Here is an 18,371-nt window from a genome sequence, read left to right as displayed (position 1 = left end):
GTATTAACAGATACGTTTAGCATATCAGAAACTATCTTTCTACCACCATGGCCATAACTTTCACAAAGAAATCCATAAAAAATTCGTCTCTGCTTTTCATCAAAATTGCTTACTTCCATCAATTTTTCGATGCTTTCTTTTGATAGAGTAACTTGAATAGTGTTTTCCATAAATCACCTCACTTTTAGGTTATTATGATATCATAAGATTAAGATCAATTTAATTAGCTACAGTTCCTTAGAGCCGACTCTTCCAACGCTGAAAATGATTCTGCTTTCTTATACGCTGATTTAAAAAGAGTATGCGACAGAATGCAAGAGCGCATGCTTAGAAACGCTCGCATATTGATCAAGCAAGATATAGAGGCTAGATTAGCTTCCATTATTAACGAGAATAATGAGACAAAAGCAAAGCTTGATAAAGCCCTTGCTCTATTAAGAGCTAATAATATTGATTTTGACCCTAATGAGTTTGCTTTAGGGGAGTCTACTGCTAATAAGCTTGATGCAGCCTTAAACAATGCTTGCCTTTGTGAGGATAGCGACTGTAATTGTATTGCGGACAAAAGCAAACAAGCTTTAAATGCTGTATTAAAGAACGTTGTCCCTGACTTAGATCAATCTGTAGATAAGATTCTTAAGGACTTATCGAGCACAACAGCTGAGATAGCACCTAAATCAGTAGGTAAGGCTGATAAGCTACCAAGTAAGCAAGCAAGCCTCATGGCGATGCCAGCAAAGGGGCAAGAGCCATCTACAGAGGCAATTAAGGCCCTTGATAGCTCAGACAATAAGCCTAGGGCTGCCTTACCTGAGCAGGCAGGTATGCTAATCTACAAGCAAAAGTCTGACGATAATGAGCAGCTGCTAATTAGGGTGTTCAGCTAAAAACTGAGACAGGCTGTCAAAGTATTCGCACTTTGCCTCATCGTTCATTACCCCAACAGGCTTCATACCACGCTCTGGGGTATAAATCATACAAATGGCCTTGAGATAGTCGTTACTACGAGCATTTTCAGGATCTGGATATTGAAAGCAACAATCCTTACATTGAGTGCATCCTCCTAATGGAGTAATACCAATAGGGCCACCAAACTTAGGATTATCAGACAGATCAACGGGTTTTCTGCTCATACAAAATTCCTTAAATTCACCTAACAGATAATAATTATCATAAAGATTCAGCCATCTAAATTAAACCACAGTAGATCACATCTTGGCAAAAAAAGTTGCAACCAGCTATTAGAGTTTGTTGCCTGAGCAAAGCTGCTAACGACTAAGCTTTGCAAGTAACAATGGCCAGCTAGAGATTACACTATGTGGGTAAAAGCAATATTACTTGCGCTAGTGCTTGGCTTGTCATGAGCACTTTAACAGCCTGGAGTGGTGGGCAAGGCAAGAGTTAAGTAATAGAAGGCAAGGATTAGTGGGCTGCGCTGGGCTGGTTTGGTGGTTAGGAGGCAATGATAGCTTGATGCTTGCTCTAAAGGATTGGGTATTAGCCTTTTTATTGGTCAGATGGGTGTTATGCTCAGGCTTAAGCGTGGTTGGAGCGGAGCCTGAGCAAGGTTTTAAACTCTTTAGAGTAAGCGTAGAGCTAATTGAGCGCAAGCTTGAGCATCAGAAAGAGCGTGGTGATGGTTGAGGCTGATCTTGTAGTAAGAAGCCAGGGTATCAAGAGTATGATTTGGTAAGTTTGGTAGTTGTCTTTTGGCAGCCTGACATGTGCATAAGTACTCATGGTCAGGATGAGGCATGCCATAATAATCGCAAACTTTAAACAAGCAAGAGCGGTCAAAGGACATATTGTGAGCCACTAATGGTAGTCCTGCCACTTTAGGCTCAATCTTAGCCCATACTTGAGGGAATAGAGGGGCATTCTCTACTTGAAAAGGCAAAATGCCGTGAACATCAATGCATCTTTGCTCAAAGTGACTAGGGGCGGGCTTAATGTATTCGTAAATTTCATCGACCTTGATGCCATCTTGGTAAATCACTACACCTACTGAGCAAACACTAGAGCGATTAAAGTTGGCGGTCTCAAAGTCTATAGCTGCAAAATTATTCATAATTCTTCTACAAAAAAACAAAAGGCTACTAATACTAACGATATCTATCATAGCATGATCTAGGATGGGATAAGATTGGCTTTTGTATAAATAATGTAAGCAAGAGCAGGGCGATAGATTCCAAATGTTAGGGGTTTAAGTAAGGGTTCAAACAGTCTGCTGTGCTTATCAAGTTTGTTGTGATTGCTATGGTAGGTAAGGCGATAAAGGTGGTGCTTAAGTTGGTATTGCTTGAGGTGGTCTTGCTTTACTTAAATAAGGGCTAGGGGCGAGTAAATTAGCTTGTTGCTAACAAAAGCTTTATTAGCTTAAATCTGGTAGAGAAGCATGGCAAAGCATAGGGCTGCTCCCAAACATTACCCAGCATCATCAAGATGTTTTTAATTCGGAGCTTAACTTAAGGCTGGCGCGTTTGTATTTTGCAATTGCTCTTGTGGTTGCAATTGTGATTGCAGTTGTGGCCGTAGTGATTGTTTAGCGTGGGTAGTAATGGTGCATAAGCAAACTTGACGCTCAACTAACAAATGAATTTGCTAGAATTAGCTGCCATTCTAGTGTCTGTTTGAAGAACCATGTACATTGGGCTGTATATTTAGTACAAGCTTAATATAGTTAGTTGGTCTGGGTGCCAAAATTAGCTGATGTTAGTGCTTGTAAGAGATATATAGAGCCAAGTAGGCTTTACAACGTATGCTTATTCCTAAGTTACTACTCCTTAAGGGGGTATTTGGTGTTTCTCTAAGAGATTAGCTTAATCTTGAGAGGGGACAACTTTATAAGAGTAGGTAAGGGTGCGTAATCATGAGTTTTTCTAAAAGATCTAGAAAAAGCTCAAGCGCAAGCTTGAGTTGCTGGGCAGTTTTTTTTGTCTTTAAAAAATTGCTGTGAGTGGCTGTAATGAGTAGAGATATGCTCTATGTGCTGTACTTTATGGCGCAATGCCGTGCTATGAAGCTAAGTTTATGATTATTGAGCTTAGCTAAGTTGGTATGGGCGGGCGGTAGATCGTGCTCTGGTGTGCTCATTAAAGTTGTAATTGTTGTTGAGGCGTTAGTAAATGCTAATTCGAGGTTTAATTGCTCTGGCCTTTGGAACTTTAGGTCTGGGTATTGCTGAATATGTTGCTATGGGATTGCTTCCATATTGGGCATCTGATTTTAATGTTTCTATTGCTCAGAGTGGTCACGCCATTTCTGCTTATGCTTTAGGCGTAGCTATTGGTGCTTTCTTTATCATCTTTATGCGTACCTTAAAGCTAAAGACTATTTTGATCTTATTAATCTTGGTACATATTTTAGGTAATGTCCTAACTGCTTTTGCTCCAACTTTTGAGACTATGCTAGGAGCTCGTTTCATTGCAGGTCTGCCTCATGGTGCTTATTTTGGTGTAGGCTCAATTATCGCTCAAAGATTAGCTACCAAAGGTAAGGGAACCAGTGCTGTTTCTATCATGGTAGCAGGTATGACTGTATCCAATATCTTTGGTGTGCCTTTAGGTACTGCTCTAGCTCACAGCTTATCTTGGCGTACTATTTTCTATTTAGTAATTGTGTGGGGCATTATTGTTTTAGTCAGTGCCATCTTATGGGTACGTGATGTAGGTAAGATTGAGGATACAGGCTTTAAAGGTCAGTTTGTTTTCCTAAAGAATCCTGCTCCTTGGTTAGTATTAGGTGCAACCATGTTTGGTAATGCAGGTATCTTCTGTATGCACTCTTATATCAGTCCTCTACTTACTGATTATGCAGGTTTACCATTGCAATATGTTTCAGCAGTAATGGCTGCTATGGGTGTTTCCATGGTAATTGCTAATTTAGTCTCAGGACGCTTGTGCGATCGCTACACTCCTGGTAAAGTTGCTTTTGTCTGCCAATTTATCACTATCTTTGTACTTTTAGGTATAGCTGCCTTTGGCCAAAACCCAGTTGCTTGTATTGTCTTAGCTTGTATTGCAGCAGGTATGCTCTTTGCCATATCCTCACCCGAGCAAGTTGCTATCTTACACGTAGCCCCAGGTGGTCTATTGTTAGGTGCCTCTATGGTACAAGCTGCCTTTAACTTAGGTAATGCCGTTGGTGCTTATGTTGGTGGTATTCCTTTCGAGTTTGAGTTGCATCTAAGCTACGTTACTATTTTTGGCGCTATTTTAGCGGCCATTGGTGCTTGGTCTCTCTTTATCTACTTTAGAAAGCATGAGATGCTGTTTAAAGATACTGCGCATGACGATGACTCACAGCCAGAAGAGCAATCTAACAACCAAGCTCAAAGCGTTTAATTTCAAGATTAAGGCCATTGCCAAGCCAGCCAGCTAGCAAATAAACAAGCAAGCTTGCTTGCAAACAAGCTAGCCTAACAGCCATAGAGCCATTTAGCATCTTGCACAATGAATGCAGAGGGCAAAACACTACCAAGGCGGTGATTAGCTTAAAATGCTAAACAAAATAAGCTGAGGTAAGTTTGGGTTAGCTTAGGTTAGGTAGGTGGTGTGGCAACTTTTTTAATCCAGTCTATGTAAAGCAGGGCTGGTACTATCCTGCAAAGGATAAGAGAGGATAATAGATGATGGTAAGGCCGCTTCTTTTATCCTCTTTTTATTTTGTGGGGTCAATGCAGCTTGTTTATCAACTATCTGCTGACGGTGTAAGGGTATTTGGGCGGTGGGTAAAGGCAGTGAGGTGGCCTTTTGATGGGTGTGCAGCTTTCCATAAAGGTTTAATGCTGAGGGGCTCTTTTTATCTCATCTTATAGTTAACGGTATCTGACATAGGGGAGACATTCAATTATTTACGTTAAACTAACAGTTTTGTTGTATGTTGAGGGTCATTTATACGAATTTATTACCTTCCCAACGCAAAATCTAAGCAAAATTTGATAAATAACCAACTGTCTCCCCTATGTCTGTGGTATAGCCATTTAATTTTCACTTTTCTTTTCTTACTCTCTCTCATCTTTAGAGCTTTATCTTGGTTGAATGTATACGTAGCTAAGCTCGCTCATATAGGGGACTAGAGTTTTAGTGACAATGTGTGCGTGCACGTTTTGAGAGGTGATAGATGATCACTTTTGGGCGCTTAAGTTATTTTTTTGATAAAGATCACTTTTTTTAAAGGCGTTTTGTTAAAATTAGCGCTGATTTAAGAGGGCTGAAATTTCTGGCCCTTATTGCGCTTAAATATGGTCAAATTAAGCTTACTTGACTGATATTGTCATTTGCTTATCCATAGAATCCTGGTACAACAACAGCATGGAGCAAACTTGATTTTTAGCAGGAGCTTTATAATTTTTGTTGATTTTATTATCACAAAAATAGCCTTTGCTATTGGCCTTTAAATGAGGCTAATAGAGCGTAAATTTAAATCGTTTGTAAAGTAGTTTACTTTGTAGTGTACGTTTTTTGTTTTTTGGATTTTAATTAATATGAGCTATAAGGGTTTAATTGCTTTAGCTTTTGGTACCTTAGGTTTAGGTATTGCTGAGTTCGTAGCCATGGGCTTACTACCTTATTGGGCAGCGGATTTTAATATTAGCCTCTCACAAAGTGGTCATGGCGTATCTGCCTATGCTTTAGGTGTGGCCATTGGTGTGTTTTGCATTATCTTAATGAGGGCAGTTAAGCTTAAGACTATTTTGCTCTTAATGATTGTGATCCACATTGTAGGCAATACTCTAACTGGTTTTGCTAGCTCTTATGAGACTATGCTGGCAGCTCGCTTTATTGCAGGTCTTCCTCATGGTGCTTATTTCGGTGTTGGTTCTATTATTGCTCAGCGTCTGGCTAGCCGTGGTAAAGGTACTACCGCTATTGCGATTATGATCGCAGGTATGACCATCTCCAATATTTTTGGTGTGCCAGTAGGTACTGCTTTAGCACATAGCTTCACTTGGCGTATTATTTTCTACTTTATTGGTGCTTGGGGCATTATCGTATTATTAAGTGCTATCTTCTTTATACGTGATGTGGGTAAGATTGTGGATAATGGCTTTAAGAGCCAATTTGTCTTTTTAAAGCATCCTGCTCCTTGGTTAGTACTAAGTGCTACTGCTTTTGGTAATGCAGGTATTTTCTGCATGCAATCATACATTAGTCCTATTCTTACAGATTTTGCCTCTGTGCCTTTAGGTCAGGTATCCATTGTGATGGGTGCTATGGGCGTATGTATGGTAATTGCCAATTTAGTCTCTGGTAGACTTTGCGATCGCTACACTCCAGGCATTATTGCTACTATTTGCCAGGTAATTGCTGTATTGGCTTTATTAGGAGTAGCAGCTTTTGGTCAAAATACCATTGCTTGTTTAATCTTAGTTTGCCTTATTGCAGGTATGCTCTTTGCCGTAGGTTCTCCTGAGCAAGTGTCTATTTTAAGAACAGCTCCAGGCGGCTTATTATTAGGCGCTTCTATGATTCAGGCTGCCTTTAACTTAGGCAATGCTCTGGGTGCTTATGTAGGTGGTATTCCTTTAGATCACAACATGTCCATGAGCTATATCACTGTATTTGGAGCCATGCTCACTACTATTGGTGCTCTTTCCATGTACTGGTTCTATCGCAAGCATGAGCAGCACTTTAAAGATCTGACCCAAGAGCCTGAGCATCAAAATCCAAGCGCCAACAATGCAGCCCAATCATCTATGGCCACAGCTCAAGCCTAAAGATCTCAACTATCTAAAGACTTACTAAAAACCCAGCTTAGCCTAGCTCAAATTGCAAAAGCTTAGCTGGGTTTATCTATTTATGAATAGCGCCTGTTAGGCTTATTCAAATCTATCTGTTCAGATCGGGCCTGGCAAAGACTAGCAAGGCCTTGCAAGGCTAGGCCTTGCCTAACATGGCCATGCCTTGCATGGCCAGGGCTGCCAGGGCAGCCTGGCATGATTAGGCTTGGCTATTTTCTGGTTCTTTGAGGGAAAGGCCTAAATAGATGGTGCGGGCTTTGATTTTAATGTTTTCTGGCAATTTATTAGGGTCAAGCTCTGTAAAGCCCATCTTTTGGTAGAGACTAAGGGCAGATTGGTAAGTGGCAATGGTGCTTAAAATAATTTGCTGGCACTCTTGCTCTTTGGCAAAGCTAATGGCTTGTTCTAAAAGCTTAGTGGCGGCACCTTGATGGCGCTCTTGTGGACGAATGTAAACACGATTAATAAAGCAATAATGCTCTTGCTCTTGCTTGGCTTGTTCGTCCTTATGATCTTTGGCTGAATCTGAGCCATTTGAGTTATTGCCATCTTGTGATTGATCTTGGGCTTGGGCCTGCTCTAGGGCCTCTTGTTCTTGGGCTGCTTTTTGAGTATTGAGGGCATTGATTGCATCTAAAGTAGCTTGGGCAGCAGCAACCTTGGCCTTTAAGTCCTCAGAGGACATATGGTCGAACATGGAGTTGTGATTGGTGCTAGTGCTTAAGCTAGAAGGATCAGATAAAGCGGCCTTTTGATTGGTATCACTTGGGCCCTCTTCAGAGCTGTCAGTAGCGGAGGTAGGGTCTGCAATATTGGTAGTATCAGAGCTAGTATTCGTTTGAGCAAGGCTTGGGTTGAGAGCTGAGACGGCCTTAAAGTGTTCTGAGAGGTCAAAGTCGCCTTTAGAGGCTGATTGCATGGCTCCTTTGAGTGCAGTAATAGTAAGCATGGTGCTTTGCATGGCATCAATGCCGCTTTTAGGCTCATGAACAGGAATTTCTTTAATACTAAGGCTCAATAGTCCACATAAGGAACCCTCTGGAGGGTAGATCTTGGAGTTTTTGTTAACCTCAGGATTAAAGCACATAAATAAATGTGTGCCATTAAGATAATCTACTATAGTCTGATCAACCTTATCTTGCAGCTCTTCACTTAAGGGCTCATCACTTCCTATAGTATAGGTACCATAGCTCTTTAGCTCTGCGATTAAATCGTATAGGTGCTGATAGTGAGCATGGTTATTGTAAAGAGCGACTTCTAAATTACTATTAAGTCCGTGATTATGAGTTAAAGATTGATCTGTGTACATGGTAATAAAACAATATTTTCGATAATCTTATCTTTAATAAAACTAATTATTAAATCAGAACATACTACTAGTCCAGTATGACAACTAACCATACTATTTAATTAGCTTATCAGATTAAGCTTAGAAAATGGGCATAGATCACAAATAATGTGATCCTCTTAGCTTAATAGAATTTTTCTTGAGACGTTTTTAGCAGATTTGCTCTCTGGGCACAGCCTAAATTATTAATCAAGTGCATAATACTAAACACATTGAAATATATGGCTCCAGCTAGCCATCAAGAAAGCAAAACAAAGCAGCCAATTAGATAGCTAATTGGCTAAATGGCCAATGTGCTACTGGGCTTTTGGGCTATTTGTCTATTTGGCTGGCTAAAGGGCCAACAGGCAGGCTTTTTAGTGCAATGTAGTTGTTAGGCTTCCCTAAGCATATAGGAGCCAAATGTTCCTAGAATGAAATTATAGGACGAGGCTTACAAAGCTTGTCTAATAGGCTTGGGGCTTAATCTAAGGAATTGTAAGCCCATAAAACAAGCAAATAATCACTAAACCACCTGATGTTTCACAGTGTGATTGGATTGTAATCGTAGAAATTATTTAACTACAGTTCCTAAGCCGAGGCCTAGTCCTAGGCCTAAGCCCAAGCTCAGCTTAAGCCTTAGTTAAAAGCGATTGAAACTGTTGGAGCTGTTTGAACTGTGGCGGCTTATTAGCTACTAGCTACTAGCACTCGCCATAAGCCACTAGTTAGTGGCTAAGTGGTAGTACTCAATATTAGGATGGAGTTGTTAGTTGGGTAGTTGTTGGCTCTTGCTCTTGCTCTTGCTATTGCGCTTGCTTAACTAAAACCAAAAGAATCATCCTAGTGATAGTTTCTTTGTTGCTACAGACAGCAGCGTAGTGGCTGTTTGCTAATTAAATTAGGTTGTTAGTCATTAGTTTTTGGTACTTGGCTTACTTAACTTTAGTGCTTATCTATTTTGTGATGGTTGTTGTGAGATAAGTAGGGGGTAGCTAAGTATGTTTTATTGATGTAAGGTTTTTTTCTATGAAGATGTCAAAGTTAGCTTATGGTGTTGGTGCCTTATTGTTAAGCTGCTCTTTGGTTTCAGGTGCTTATGCCTCAGATAGTGCCAAGAATAGTGCTGCCGCAGCTGCTAAAGGAGCTCAAGCTGAGGTGCTTAACCCTATTGTTGAGGGTGTGACCAATAAAGAGTACAAAAAGGGCCCTGTAATTAAGGTTGCTTCTTACAATATGGGCGCAGCTCGTGTTTCCAATATTGATGAAGTGACTAACGCCATTAAGGCTTTAGGAGCTGACATTGTAGCTCTTAATGAAGTAGACAATAAGACAGAGCGATCAGGCAAGGTTGATCAAGCCCAGTATATTGCTAAACAATTAGGCCTTCACTATGCCTTTGGCCGTGCTATTGACTTTGAAGGTGGCCAATATGGTATTGCTATTGTCAGCAAATATCCTATTGAAAACTGGGAAGTAGTGGAATTGCCATCAGGTGAGCCAGGAGTAGACGAACAACGTATTGTGTTAGCTGCCGAAATTAAGCATGACAAGTTTGATAGTCCTATTATTGTGCTTAATACTCACTTAGATTACAAAGAAGATCACTCCATCCAAAAGCAACAAGTAGCACGTATTAATGATATTGCCGTAGCTAATGTTTCATTAAAGCAAATTAAGGATGCTACCACTAAGATTAAGATTTTAATGGGTGATTTTAACGATACTTACAACAGTGCTAATGTAGCTGAATTAGAGCGCTATTGGGATTTAGTCTCTGCTAAAGATAGCTATAAGATGCGCACTTGGCCAGCTGCCAACCCAATGGCTGATTTAGACCATATCTTTACCTCTCGTGGCCAGCGTTGGGAGCTCAAAGAAATTAAGGTACCAGGCGGCGACGATTTAGGCGTAGATTGGGATAGCGTCTCAGATCACTTACCTATCATTGCTACTATGAGACTAAAAGAGCGCTAAACTTACCCAGCCCTCATAGGGCTAAATTGCAATCCCTCATGCAGGCAATTTTGCCTGCCATTACCTTTATCAGCAGAGCGCAGCTCTGCTTTGCTCAGCTTAGCTCAGCTCAGCAAAGCAGGCCTGGTCATGGCTCTCGTGGCCTTTATTAAGCTAAGGCAAAAGCTTGCAAGGGTGCTGCTCAATCTGTTTATGCGACAGTGTTAATGCTGTCTATGCAGTACTTGCTGCTAAGGCAGATAATGATGCTGTTGTAATTGTAAAAGGGTAAGTAGGTGGATAAGGGCTCTTGCAAGTTTATGCTTTTGGCCTTTTTAAGAGGCATGGGAGGAAAAGCTATGAGTAAGGGGTTAATACACCATGCCTTTGAATTTTGGAGTGAGAGCAAACTATAGGCTATAAGCTTAAAGCTTGGTGAGGATGAGTTTTGGCCCCAATTGTTGAGAAAAAGTGCACTTTTTAGATTGCGTGAGGGGTCTTATATTTGCGATAAATAGGCCTATGGGGCGGCATCGCTTGTACTTTGTTTGTGAGATTGAGATAAATTGTATTATAATTAATCTTCGTTGTGCGTTTTAAAGCCATTATGTCAGGCCTAAAACGGCACTGTTTAGTGATAATAATACAGTGCAAAATTTACAAGATAATTAGTGGCTATTCTTGTAGTGTTGAGTATGGTGAAAACCAAACATGTTTGTGGCACTCATTTTTTAGTCTTTACTATCTTGTTTTATATATCTTTTTCCTAAAATTAATCTCTGTACGGTGCTAAGACCTTTAGGCAGCACTAGTTTGCCTAAGCTCATACTAACTACTACTTAGTGCTTAATAAATTAAGGGCAGGGAGTATGGGTAGGCTAAAGATTTTTTAATTGGTTTTGGTTTTTCTTTCTTAATTTACGAAAGACTTGGTTTTTAACTGAGGGTACATTTTTATGAGCTGGATTGATGACATTGCTAGAAAGTTTACAAAGAGCGACAACAGCAAGCATGAGATCCCAGAGGGCGTTTGGACTAAGTGTGAAGCTTGTGATCAGGTGCTCTATCGCTCTGAGCTAGAGCGTAATCTTAATGTGTGCCCAAAGTGTGGCCACCATATGCGTATTAAGGCTCGTGCTCGTATTGAGTCCTTCTTAGATGAAGGTGATCGTGTCGAGTTAGGTTCTGAGTTAGAGCCACATGATGTATTACGCTTCAAGGATTTAAAGCGCTATAAGGATCGTTACACTGCTGCTCAAAAGAGCACTGGTGAAAAAGAAGCCTTAGTAGTACAAAAGGGCACTTTAAAGGGCATTCCTGTAGTAGCTTGTGCTTTTGAGTTCAACTTCATGGCAGGCTCCATGGGCTCTGTTGTTGGTGCTCGTTTCTGCTTAGCAGCTCAAGAGTGTATTAAAGAGGGTCGTGCTTTAGTTTGCTTCTCCACCTCTGGTGGTGCTCGTATGCAAGAGTCCTTACTCTCCTTAATGCAAATGGCTAAGACTTCTGCTGTATTAGCAAAGATGTCTGATGCTCACTTACCATTTATTTCTGTAATGGCCGATCCTACCATGGGTGGTGTATCTGCCTCTTTAGCCATGTTAGGTGATGTTAATATTGCTGAGCCAAATGCTTTAATTGGCTTTGCTGGCCCTCGTGTTATTGAGCAAACCGTACGTGAGAAGTTACCTCAAGGTTTCCAAAGAGCAGAGTTCTTATTAGAAAAAGGCGCTATTGACATGATCGTAGCTCGTCACAAGATGCGTGATGAGATTGCAGAGTTAATTGCTAAGATGTTAGGTTACAGCCTTCAGGGCCAAACCTACATGCCAATTAATCAATTAGCTGCTGCCTCTGATGATCTCTTAGCTACTGCTCAAGAGCACCTTGCACTTGAAGGTACTGAGCAGCCTTTAGACTTTGAGAAAAATGAGGATCTCTCCAAAGGAGAGTCTGAGGAAAAGGCTAAGAAAACCTCTCGTCGTGCCTTAAATAAGTAATGAGAGTTTTACTCTAAGCTCACCTTAGAATCTTGCAGTTTACCCCTGCAAAATAGCCATGCAGCTATACCAATAAGCAGCCGCCTTTACCCATTAAAGTGAGGGACAAAATTAGCTAATCTCAAGCTTGCGCTAAAGCCAAGCATAAGCTTGGCTTTGAAGCTCAGGCCATGAGGCCTAAGCTCTTGGCTCAGGCTTGTAGCCACAGCTCTTGGCTAGGGCTTGTGACCAGGGCTCATAGTTCAGGCTTCTTAGCAATAGGCCTAAGGTTTTTATCTGAGACTATGAGGGCTAGAGCTTAGGAGGCTAATGGCCATAAGCTGGTGCTTAGGTCTTTGCAAGAGATGTAGGGCTGGTTCTTTTCAATTAAAGTAGTCTAAAGGTGTGATGTATTAGCCAAAAATTATATTTTGGCCAAGAATAATTAGCATAATTGACTAAAAGCTACAGTGCATCCTGTGGCTTTTTTTGTATTATTAGAGTGAAGAGACTTAATATAGTACTAACTAGTACTTGGTCTTAATTTTACCTGCCCTTAGTAGCATAGGGGATCTTTTGGGTCTTTAGATAGCTTTAGGACTCAAGCTTCTTTTTTGCTAGCAAAAGAGAAGTATTCTGTTTATTAGCTTTTAAAAAGGAGCAGAGTGTTTCCTCTTTGATTTTAATGAGGATCACACCTGATTATTGTTATGATCAAAACCGAAACTATTGGCGGACAAGCTGTACAACAAGATAGCAACGCTCTTTTTCAAGCCTTATTAGAGGCTAAAAATCAAGGTAATAGCTGGGATATTGCTCATTGGGAACAGTATTTAAATACTATTAACCCTGATCATATGGCCCTAGGTCTAGATAGAGTGCGTGAAGTGGCTTTTCGTCTCCATTTGTTTGAGGACTTGGTCAACAATGGTACCTATATTGTTAGTGTTGCTGGTACTAATGGTAAGGGCTCTACTTGTGCCTTAATTGCTCAAACCATGAGCAATTTAGATGTTAATGTGGGCATGTTTACCTCTCCGCACTTAAAGTCTTTTACTGAGCGTATTCAGCTCAATGGTGAAAAGATTGATGACCAATTATTAGCTAAGTGCTTTTCCGAGGTAGTAGCAGCACAATTTCCTGATGCTCAAATTGAATCCTTGATTGACCCTCAAGAAGAAAACTTTGCTCAGTTTAAGGATGAGGACTTTGAGGACGATAGCTCTTTAAGCTCAGATGAGCGCATTATGGCTATTGCTGAGCTCAATCAGGCTACTCGTGCCCAAGAATTAGGAGCTCCTCGCCTCATGGCTAATAAGCGTCCTTTAAAAGATGAGGTAATTGAGCTTACTTATTTTGAAATTGCTACTTTAGCTGCGGTACGTGCCTTTATGTATCAGCGCTGTGAGCTCTTAGTTTTAGAAGTTGGTCTAGGCGGTCGCTTAGATGCAGTTAATATCTTCTATAACGATATTGCTGTTATCACCTCTATTGGTAAAGACCATATGAAAATCTTGGGTGATAGCTCTACTCAAATTGCTCATGAAAAGGCAGGCATTATTAAGCCTTATGGTGAGGTAGTAGTAGGTAAGAATATTGACGAAGATGCTCGTTTAGAAATTTTAACTGTTGCTAAGACCAATGATGCCAAGACTTATTTAGAGGACTTTGCCTTTAAGGTTGATGTAGTAGCCAAGACCGATTGTGAGGGTAAGTCCTTTGCTCAGAGCCATGAAATTTGCTACCAAGATAAGGCAGTAAGCTTTGCTTTATACTTCCCTTATCCAAAAGTACCTGTAAGCTGTGTTGGTATTGCTCTTAATGTTATCTTTAAGCTCATTGATGCCTTAGGCTTTAAGAATAATTTTGAAACCTTAAGTGCCATTGAAGATGCTGTGGCTAATGTTTGCTTGCCTGGTCGTATGCAGCTGGCCTCTTATCAGCCAAATATCTATCTTGATGTAGCTCATAATGAACCAGCAGCTGCTCACTTAAAGGCTCATTTAGGTACTTATTTAAGCTCTAAAGGCCGTAAGGTAGCAGTTATTGCTATGCTTAAAGACAAAGATATTGAAGGCGTGCTTGCTACCTTAAAAGATAGCTTTGATGCCTTCTATGTAGCAACCTTAAATACTGCGCGTGGCGAGAGCCAAGAACGCTTATATAATTACCTCAATGATCATGTTGATCATGAGAAGGTACAACTTTATAAGTGTGATACTGTAGCTAAGGCCATTGATCAAGCTCAACATGATTGTGCTTGTGAAGATACCATTATTGTTATGGGTTCTTTTGTTACTGTAAGTGAAGCCTCTGATTTCTTACACGTAAATTAGTAATTATTAGCCCCAATAATAAGTAATGTTTAAGTACTTTTGGGGCAGGCTCTGAAAAGACGCATTTTTTTTAGTATTATTGACTTAGATTGAGCACATTGTTGAGCAGGAGCATAACGTTATGGTCATTAGTAAGAGTTTAAGAAATCGTCTGGTAGGTTTTGCTATTGTAGCCTCCTCCATTTTAATTTTCTTACCTGTGATCTTGTCTAAAGATGTGATTGTTAAGCAAAATCCAGATGCTGTGGCTGTAGACAGTAATGGTGCTGTGCTTAATCAAGAGGGCCAGCTTACCTATCAGCCTAGTGCCAATATGGAGCAGGCCCTTAATATCAATAATCAAAATGGTGTTCTTAACTTAACCCCAGAGCCTAACAATAATAATCTTGCACAGCAGCAGGAGTCTAATAACCAAGGTTCAGTTGATGTTGATAGCTCAGTTGAAATGCTTGAGTTTTCAAAGCCAAATAATGCCAATGCCAATGCTAATATCAATGGCACTGAAATCTTAACTGCTAATAACAATAAGGTTAATTCAGCACCAACCCAGGCACAACCAAACAAAACTCAAGAGCCAGAAATCTTAACTGCCTCTAAGCCTAGTGCTAATACCCCTGTTAAAAAGCCAGCAGTGGAGAAAAAAGAGCCTGAGATCTTAGTTGCTCAAAAGGCCCCATCCAAGCCGCAAGCAACTCCAGCTAGTGCCAAGAACAATGCAAATAGCAAAGATGATGTACTTGCAGGCACCAGACCTAATGAGCGCTTTGTAGTGCAAGTTGGTGTGTTCTCTAAGAAGGACAATGCCATGAACGTAGTAAATACCCTCAAAAAGGCAGGTATTTCTTACTACGCAGTAAAAGTCGTCAATGCTAATGGCTCCTCTTTCTATCGAGTTTACGGCGGTCGCTCCAACAACAAGGCTGAGCTTAGCTCCTTATCAGCCCGTATCGATAAGCTCTGCGGCACCAAATCTAAAGTGGTACCACTCTAAGACAAAGGCAAAGCAAAGCTAACAAAAATACAGCTTTAGCTAAATTAACCCCCAAACATAAGCAACCTAATAGAGCAAGCTTTTAGCTTGCTCTTTTGCTAATTACAGTAGCACCATGAATTTCTGCCAGGCATTTAGCAAGCCATTGGCAAGCCGCCCTCTGCCATTAGCCAGCTGTTAGCAAGCCGTTGGCTACCGTTGGCAAGCCATTGGCATCCGCTTATCAGGCTTTTGCCGTGCTTTTACTGAGCTTTGGCCAATCATAAGAGCCTATATGCTACCTAATAGTAGTGTCAGCAAAGTATAATGAATCTTGCTATTATTAAGAGAGCCCTTTGCTTAGGTGTAAACTAAGCTTTAACTTAGTTAAAATACCAAAGCTTAGCATGAGGTAAGCTTAGTGCTGTTATCAGCACTCATTCAAGCTATAGAAAAAGGCTCAAGCTCACGCTTGTTTCAAGCTTGCACTTGATATCCAAAACTATGCCCATAACAGTGACAGTTTTGACTGCCGACATGGTGCTAACGAATAAGATAGTGTGGGCATTAGAGAAAAAACAATTACCCGCTTTATTATCATGGAGTTTTTTTTATGAAGGTATCGGAGTTAACTACCTATTTAGATGAGCTTTTGGAGGCCCATGATTTTAAGGATGCATCCTATAATGGTTTACAAGTAGCAGGCCCTAAAGAGGTTAAAAAAATTGCTACTGCATGCACTGCATCCTTAGAGGCTATTGATACTGCTATTGAAGCTGGTGCAGATACATTAATTGTGCACCATGGTCTATTCTGGAAAGGAGCCGATCCTCGCTTAGTGGGTAATTATTTCTTGCGAGTAAAAGCTCTAGTTGAGGGTAAGCTTAATTTAGTAGCTTATCACCTCCCAATGGATGCTCATAAAGAATTTGGTAATAATGCCTTTTTAGCCCATATCTTAGGTGGTGATGTTGTTGATTACATTACCCCAGGTGATAAGAACTCTATTGGTATGAGAGTAAAGCTCTCTGAGCCTCTTACCGTAAAAGAGATTGCAGCTATCTTATGCCACCGCTTAGATACTAAAGTTAGCCTCTTAGGTAATATTACTGAGGATATGATGATTGATGACTTGGCTGTATGCTCAGGTTCTGGATCATCTTTATTAGACAATGATAAGCAGCCAACCTTCCAAGCCTTAATCACTGGCGATGCTAACGAGCAAACCTACCATATGGCCATGGAAACTGGCACCTTAGTATTTGTAGTAGGCCACCACGCCTCAGAGCAAGAGGCCATCAACCTTTTAGGTGAGCACTTAGCAGACAAGTTCAAGCTCAAGCATTGTCCAATCCACTTTGCCTACGAAAAGAGCGTCCCAACCTACTGCATCGACACCGACGAGGACTTCTAAGCCCCATCCCAGCAAGGCAAGGCAAGTCAATGCAAAGCAAGGCAAAGCAAAACTCTTGCATAGCGTGCTAATTAAAAAGGCTCTTACCTTAAGTGATAAGAGCCTTTTTTGAATGTTAATAGATAGATAGTTATAAATCTTTACTTAAGCTTAGCCAAGCATTGAAAGGGCTAATTGTGGACGGCTGTTAGCCTGCATAAGCATTGAAGTAGCAGCCTGCTGAATAATTGATTGCTGGCTTAGAGCAGCAGATTCCTCAGCGAAGTCAGCATCACGAATACGGCTACGTGCATCAGCCTGATTAGCTGCAACGTTAGCCTGATTGCGGATTGAGGATTCAAGTCGGTTTTGCAGGGCACCAAGGTCCGCACGCTTGCTATCAACCTGAGCAATAATCTTATCAATGTTCGCTAAAGTTGCTTTTGCACCCTCAGCTGTAGAAATAGTCCAGGTAGCATCAGTACCATTTTTGCTCTTAACAAGGCCAGTACCATTTTGACCAGCAGCATCTGCTGCTGTGTCTTTACCTTGAACGTTTGCCATATTTGCAATACCTGTAAGGGTAAATGCATCTTGACCGATGTTAAATTCGATTTGATCGCCGTTATTAGCGCCTACTTGGAAAGTAACCTTACCGTTAGCATCAATTAAAGAATTAGGATTCTTGCCTGCACCAGCTTCTAACTTACCATTTAATACAGTGTAGCCACCAAACTTGGTTTGCTTAGCAATACGGGTAACCTCAGAGGATAAGCTGTTTACTTCTTGCTGAAGTGCTTTGCGATCCTCGGCGCTATTGGTGCCGTTTGAAGCTTGAACGGCGAGGGTACGGATCTTTTGGAGCATGTTGGTGGTCTCATCAAGAGCACCTTCCATGGTTTGAGCTAATGCAATAGCATCGTTAGTATTGCGATTTCCCTGATTTAATCCATTGATTTGGGTGGTTAAACGGTCGGCAATTTGTAAGCCAGCAGCGTCATCTTTGGCAGAGTTAATGCGCATGCCAGAGCTTAAGCGCTGATACGTAGTGGTCAAAGAATTTTGTACATTGTTTAAATAGCGGCGACCATTCAAAGAGGAGATATTGGTATTTACATAAACTGCCATAATTACTAACCTCTGAGTTTGAAAAAGCATGTGAGTGGCAAAAAATTATTGGCCACCTTTAATTTCACCTAAAAGTACAAGGGATTGTATGAGTTTTTAAATTCGTACTCGGTATACTCAAATAATCGCTATTAAGAGCAAAAACTTTAATTAAGCACTTTGACCGTTAAAAAGATAAGATTGTCCAAGGATTCTTGCTATTTTTATAGATATTCTCAACATATATAAATAGCTCCAACAAAATTATTCAAAATAGGCAAAAATAAGCTTTTTTGCTGGTTTTTAGCATTTTTTAACCAAAATTCACTAAAAATGTAAAAAAATTTATCAAAATTGCCAAATTCCAGCCTCACCTTAGATAGCTCTGGATATTCTCGTTTTTCTTAATTGAGTTGCAATTTTATTGGTAGAAAGACCATATAGACCGACAATAGTATGATTTCCGTCTAAATTACCGAAACAAATCTGTAATCATCTATATGTATGTATAAAACCAAAATGTCAATATAGTATAGTTTCTTGTATCGATGCTATAATAGAATT

The 18,371-nt window shown here is 40.5% G+C and carries 11 protein-coding genes and 1 pseudogene; 8 read left to right on the top strand and 4 right to left on the bottom strand.

Annotation, left to right across the window (positions count from 1 at the left end):
• The first annotated feature begins 323 nt into the window (after nucleotides 1-323).
• Nucleotides 324-887, top strand: coding sequence for a hypothetical protein (locus MXE38_RS10375; protein ID WP_246914495.1), 564 nt, complete (start codon nucleotides 324-326; stop codon nucleotides 885-887).
• On the opposite strand, the gene MXE38_RS10370 is transcribed toward MXE38_RS10375, so the two are convergent.
• On the bottom strand, nucleotides 867-1,133 hold the full coding sequence (locus MXE38_RS10370) for a hypothetical protein (protein WP_246914494.1): 267 nt from the start codon (nucleotides 1,131-1,133) through the stop codon (nucleotides 867-869). The genes MXE38_RS10375 and MXE38_RS10370 overlap by 21 nt on opposite strands.
• Nucleotides 1,134-1,579: 446 nt before the next feature.
• Complete coding sequence (locus MXE38_RS10365; RefSeq protein ID WP_246914493.1) at nucleotides 1,580-2,068, bottom strand: 3'-5' exonuclease; 489 nt, start codon at nucleotides 2,066-2,068, stop codon at nucleotides 1,580-1,582.
• A 1,057-nt stretch (nucleotides 2,069-3,125) separates the two neighbouring features.
• Between MXE38_RS10365 and MXE38_RS10360 the strand changes: the two genes are divergently transcribed.
• Both MXE38_RS10360 and MXE38_RS10355 read left to right on the top strand, forming a co-directional pair.
• Complete coding sequence (locus MXE38_RS10360) at nucleotides 3,126-4,343, top strand: MFS transporter (RefSeq protein WP_246914492.1); 1,218 nt, start codon at nucleotides 3,126-3,128, stop codon at nucleotides 4,341-4,343.
• 1,142 nt (nucleotides 4,344-5,485) lie between these two features.
• Nucleotides 5,486-6,718: an MFS transporter gene (locus MXE38_RS10355; protein ID WP_246914491.1), complete on the top strand. Its 1,233-nt coding sequence runs from the start codon at nucleotides 5,486-5,488 to the stop codon at nucleotides 6,716-6,718.
• A 223-nt stretch (nucleotides 6,719-6,941) separates the two neighbouring features.
• On the opposite strand, the gene MXE38_RS10350 is transcribed toward MXE38_RS10355, so the two are convergent.
• Complete coding sequence (locus MXE38_RS10350) at nucleotides 6,942-8,051, bottom strand: GNAT family N-acetyltransferase (RefSeq protein ID WP_246914490.1); 1,110 nt, start codon at nucleotides 8,049-8,051, stop codon at nucleotides 6,942-6,944.
• Nucleotides 8,052-9,098: 1,047 nt separating this feature from the next.
• On the opposite strand from MXE38_RS10350, the gene MXE38_RS10345 reads away from it, so the two are divergent.
• The 5 genes and pseudogenes from MXE38_RS10345 to MXE38_RS10325 all read left to right on the top strand — a co-directional run bounded on the left by MXE38_RS10345 (nucleotide 9,099) and on the right by MXE38_RS10325 (nucleotide 16,721).
• Nucleotides 9,099-10,046, top strand: coding sequence for an endonuclease/exonuclease/phosphatase family protein (locus MXE38_RS10345; RefSeq protein ID WP_246914489.1), 948 nt, complete (start codon nucleotides 9,099-9,101; stop codon nucleotides 10,044-10,046).
• Between the two features lie 935 nt (nucleotides 10,047-10,981).
• Nucleotides 10,982-11,821, top strand: a pseudogene (gene accD, locus MXE38_RS10340) (acetyl-CoA carboxylase, carboxyltransferase subunit beta); the annotation flags it as partial.
• An 890-nt stretch (nucleotides 11,822-12,711) separates the two neighbouring features.
• Nucleotides 12,712-14,337: a Mur ligase family protein gene (locus tag MXE38_RS10335; RefSeq protein ID WP_246914488.1), complete on the top strand. Its 1,626-nt coding sequence runs from the start codon at nucleotides 12,712-12,714 to the stop codon at nucleotides 14,335-14,337.
• A gap of 121 nt (nucleotides 14,338-14,458) precedes the next feature.
• Nucleotides 14,459-15,328, top strand: coding sequence for an SPOR domain-containing protein (locus MXE38_RS10330; protein ID WP_246914487.1), 870 nt, complete (start codon nucleotides 14,459-14,461; stop codon nucleotides 15,326-15,328).
• A gap of 592 nt (nucleotides 15,329-15,920) precedes the next feature.
• On the top strand, nucleotides 15,921-16,721 hold the full coding sequence (locus MXE38_RS10325; RefSeq protein WP_246914485.1) for a Nif3-like dinuclear metal center hexameric protein: 801 nt from the start codon (nucleotides 15,921-15,923) through the stop codon (nucleotides 16,719-16,721).
• Between the two features lie 150 nt (nucleotides 16,722-16,871).
• On the opposite strand, the gene MXE38_RS10320 is transcribed toward MXE38_RS10325, so the two are convergent.
• Nucleotides 16,872-17,828 carry a flagellin gene (locus MXE38_RS10320; RefSeq protein WP_246914483.1) on the bottom strand — a complete coding sequence of 319 codons (957 nt, stop codon included), beginning with the start codon at nucleotides 17,826-17,828 and terminating at the stop codon, nucleotides 16,872-16,874.
• Nucleotides 17,829-18,371 lie beyond the last annotated feature (543 nt).

Source organism: Anaerobiospirillum sp. NML120448 (genome assembly GCF_023050945.1).
GTDB lineage: Bacteria > Pseudomonadota > Gammaproteobacteria > Enterobacterales > Succinivibrionaceae > Anaerobiospirillum.
This window is presented reverse-complemented; position numbering and strand designations above follow the sequence as displayed.